2 protein-coding genes are annotated in these 2455 nt (G+C 61.5%); one reads left to right on the forward strand and one right to left on the reverse strand.

Annotation, left to right across the window (positions count from 1 at the left end):
* Positions 1-708 precede the first annotated feature (708 nt).
* Complete coding sequence (locus RCH07_RS19110; protein WP_326969072.1) at positions 709-858, forward strand: hypothetical protein; 150 nt, start codon at positions 709-711, stop codon at positions 856-858.
* A gap of 683 nt (positions 859-1541) precedes the next feature.
* On the opposite strand, the gene RCH07_RS19115 is transcribed toward RCH07_RS19110, so the two are convergent.
* Positions 1542-2288 (reverse strand): RHS repeat-associated core domain-containing protein, encoded by a 747-nt coding sequence (locus RCH07_RS19115; RefSeq protein WP_326969073.1) that lies wholly within the window; start codon positions 2286-2288, stop codon positions 1542-1544.
* Positions 2289-2455 lie beyond the last annotated feature (167 nt).

Below are 2455 nucleotides of genomic sequence, written 5' to 3' on the forward strand. Positions count from 1 at the left end.
ATTGGGCCTCCGACAAAACCGAAAAGAAGCGCTTGTGGCCATCCGCCTATCAGGAACCCTACGAGGCCCCAGATGATGACCGCGAGGATTCCAATCACAACGATCCTCAAGGTTCTATGCCCTCCAAATAGAGTCAATGCCTTTTCTCCTCCCAAAATCATAGCTTTCCGAACACTCCGAAGATCGCGCCGCCTTCGGCTCCGAGGGCGGGTTGGCGACCGGCTTCTTCATTGGTTGCTCCCTCAGAAGCAGCATTGGCACCCCCGAGGATGGCTCCGCCCAGTGCTCCAAACGCGGCTGCTCCGACTAGGCATCCGACAACAGCGGTGAGTGCGCATACCGCTCTAATTCCTGCAGCGGAAATCGCTCCTCCCACGATGGCCCCCACCACAGTTCCGAATAGATTTCGGCCGGTGGGATCACTGTTGTTGATGGGGTCGTTGGCGGCGTAGCCGATAGGGAGCACCCCTCACTAACGGCGCAGCCACATTGCCCGCTGTACCTGCCGGTTGCGAGGATCAGGGGGATGACTCCTTCCCGATGCACCGCCGAAAGAATGACAACTGCCAATGTCCGCCGGGGCAGGCATCCATGGCCGCACTGTGACCGAAGGAAATACTCAGGTGGGGCGCGGGCGCAGCCTCCACGAACCAACGACACACCCGCCGGGCTAGAGTGGAAACACGGCCACCAGGCGGGCGCCGCACCATGAGCCACGGATTCATCCTCACGGAAGAGGACAGCGCCCCGGAGGGCGCGAGCTTCGCAGAGGACTTCATCGAGCTCTCACTCCTGACGATGGGCGAACCAAAACCACTCGCGGACCTGATCTGGGACAACCAGAGCCAGGCCTACTAAACACTTCCAGTGCAGCAATGACGCTGCGCTGATCAGGTTTCCTTTTGCTGAGGGAAAACAGGAATGGCCGGCACCCACGGGGTGCCGGCCATTCCGCCTTAACACCGCGTCCCCGGATCCCGGGGCCGCGACTCAAGTACGGACTCCCAGGCGGGGGTAACGGGGGGCCGGAGCGACTTACGTACTCACGTTCGGGGGTGAGGGCAGGCTCGCGGGGCTCGCCCTGGTTTCCGCCAGGGAAGGGCCGTCCGCTCAAGCTCCCGCCTGTTGGGTTGGGTCCAGGGTGTGCCGTCGCAGAGCTCCGGAAACCCTGGCCCGGTTCACGTCTTCGACGTATTTTGGTTGCTGGTAACCGTCGGACCTGAGTCCCTGAATGAGATCTTCGATCGCGTTCTTGGGCAGGATTTCGCTTCGTACTGTTTCACGCGATTCAAAGGTAGGTTTCATGTTCAGCCCTGCCACGTGCACGAGATTAGGCCCCAGACAGTACCCTCCAGGGGAGCTATTTCCTTCTCCGGCGTGACATGATCGCAGCGAAGACACCGCTGAGTCCGGCAAGGGCCATAACCACCCCGATTATGCGCCCGATGGTGTCGTTCGCGGCGGCTGTGAATGCCACGCCAACCACGACAAGCAGGGACATGCACACGATGTATAGCCGATTCATTTCGGGTCCTTAAGCCCTAGCATTGATGTATTATTCCTGCGCCACCGGCTGAAGCGCCGACAATCGCTGAACCAAGGCCCCACACGGACCAGAACCCGACAGGCCCTGTTACCGGAATCGTAGCGGCTGCACCGATGATACCAACTACGCCCGCCGTCAGTCCCAGCCAGCCGAGAAAGCATCCTCCAGCATCTAGGCCTAGCGGGTCGGAGTTGTTGATGGGGTCGTTGGCGGCGAAGGCGTAGCGGTTGGCGTTGGCGGGGTTCAGGGGTGTGTCGAGGGTGTCTTGTTGGGTCCAGCGTCCCAGGGTGGGGTTGTACCAGCGTTGGCCGTATTTGATCCATCCGGTGGTGCGGTCCTGGATGCCGGCTTTGAAGGTGTAGGGGTTCTGGGAGGTGCCGAGGCCGCCGGAGTCGGCGGTGAGGGTCGGGACGCCGTAGGGGTCGTAGTCGTAGGCGAACGCGATGGTCGGGGTGCTGGTGATCAGCGCCGCGGGGTTGCCGGTGCCGTCGTAGACGTAGAGGGACTGCATCCCGGAACTGGTGCGCAGCATCAGGGCTTCGCCGGTGACCGGGTCGTGTTCGACGTAGGCGGTCAGGTTGTCTTTTTTGTACTGCTCGATGACGGGCTGGCCGAGTGCGTCGGTGCGGCCGTAGGTGATTTTGTAGGTCCCGTTCGGGGTGGTCTGTGAGAGCACCTCGGTCTGGGAGGAGCCGGCGTAGGTGTAGTTGTAGGTGGTGCCGGCTTTGGTGACGAAGGTCATTTGTTCGGCGCCGTTGTAGGCGTAGGTTCCGTTCGGGTCGGCGGTGAGGTTTCCGGTCCCGTCGTAGCTGTAGTGTTATGCGTCGCAGTGTTTGGCGGTGTGGGCGTCTTTGGGCGTGACGAGAAGGGTTTTTTGCCGCGGGGTCTTGATTTAGTGTCGTCGGCGGC

The sequence above is a fragment of the Arthrobacter sp. CG_A4 genome, assembly GCF_035985125.1.
In the GTDB taxonomy this organism is placed as follows: Bacteria; Actinomycetota; Actinomycetes; order Actinomycetales; family Micrococcaceae; genus Arthrobacter.